Origin of the sequence: Clostridium sardiniense, from assembly GCF_019753795.1 — a bacterium.
GTDB classification, from domain to species: Bacteria; Bacillota; Clostridia; order Clostridiales; family Clostridiaceae; genus Clostridium; species Clostridium sardiniense.
This window is the reverse complement of the sequence record NZ_JAIKTU010000052.1, coordinates 1-596: the sequence shown is the minus strand read 5'-3', so window position 1 is coordinate 596 and position 596 is coordinate 1. Positions and strand designations below refer to the sequence as shown.

Sequence of the window (596 nt, the reverse complement as noted above, 5' to 3'; positions counted from 1 at the left end):
ACAGAATGACAGGTGGTGCATGGTTGTCGTCAGCTCGTGTCGTGAGATGTTGGGTTAAGTCCCGCAACGAGCGCAACCCCTATTGTTAGTTGCTACCATTAAGTTGAGCACTCTAGCGAGACTGCCCGGGTTAACCGGGAGGAAGGTGGGGATGACGTCAAATCATCATGCCCCTTATGTCTAGGGCTACACACGTGCTACAATGGCAAGTACAGAGAGATGCAATACCGTGAGGTGGAGCTAAACTTCAAAACTTGTCTCAGTTCGGATTGTAGGCTGAAACTCGCCTACATGAAGCTGGAGTTACTAGTAATCGCGAATCAGCATGTCGCGGTGAATACGTTCCCGGGCCTTGTACACACCGCCCGTCACACCATGAGAGTTGGCAATACCCAAAGTTCGTGAGCTAACGCGTAAGCGAGGCAGCGACCTAAGGTAGGGTCAGCGATTGGGGTGAAGTCGTAACAAGGTAGCCGTAGGAGAACCTGCGGCTGGATCACCTCCTTTCTATGGAGAATTCAGTTAACAAGATGATTAACTGGTATATTAAAAAATTCGAAATTCGGATTTCTTACCGAAAAGAAGGTTTTTAAATG

General features: G+C 48.5%; 1 rRNA gene. It reads left to right on the top strand.

Annotation, left to right across the window (positions count from 1 at the left end):
• A 16S ribosomal RNA gene (locus K5V21_RS19105) occupies positions 1-507 on the top strand; the annotation flags it as partial.
• Positions 508-596: the final 89 nt, after the last annotated feature.